Genomic DNA, 366 nt, shown 5'->3' with positions numbered 1-366 from the left:
AATTTCTGACAAAAAACAGTTGGCTTTGTTCGTGCCTCACAAATTATAGCCAACTATTTTTAGCCGTTTATTTGCGGCGTTAGCTGTACAGGGAAATATGGTTAATTCATCGAACTTCAGAGACAAAATCATTACTGAAATCTCAATTAAATATGTTTGGGATGGTTCATTGCATTCGGCAATGATCACAGTAAGTGACCAAAACGGTCTCGGACAAACTTATAAATTAAATGGTCTACTTGAGTTCAATATATATGATGACTTTGGCACCATGCATATTTCTCAAGTAAAAATGGTTAATATTGGTGAGCAAATTTATCTTTCGCTAGATCCATTTGATGAGTTAAATGGAATTGCTGATTACGA

Annotated in this window: 1 protein-coding gene; it reads left to right on the top strand. The window is 34.4% G+C overall.

All coding sequences use genetic code 11. The features are described 5' to 3' along the window. Window positions 1–97: 97 nt before the first annotated feature. Window positions 98–366, top strand: a 269-nt coding sequence (locus tag CWC28_RS21110; protein ID WP_138625735.1) for a hypothetical protein, incomplete at its 3' end; no start/stop codon positions are given.

The organism is Pseudoalteromonas sp. S4492 (genome assembly GCF_005886115.1).
In the GTDB taxonomy this organism is placed as follows: domain Bacteria; phylum Pseudomonadota; class Gammaproteobacteria; order Enterobacterales; family Alteromonadaceae; genus Pseudoalteromonas; species Pseudoalteromonas gelatinilytica.
The sequence above is the reverse complement of the archived record's forward strand: the minus strand, read 5'-3'. Positions and strand labels throughout refer to the sequence as shown.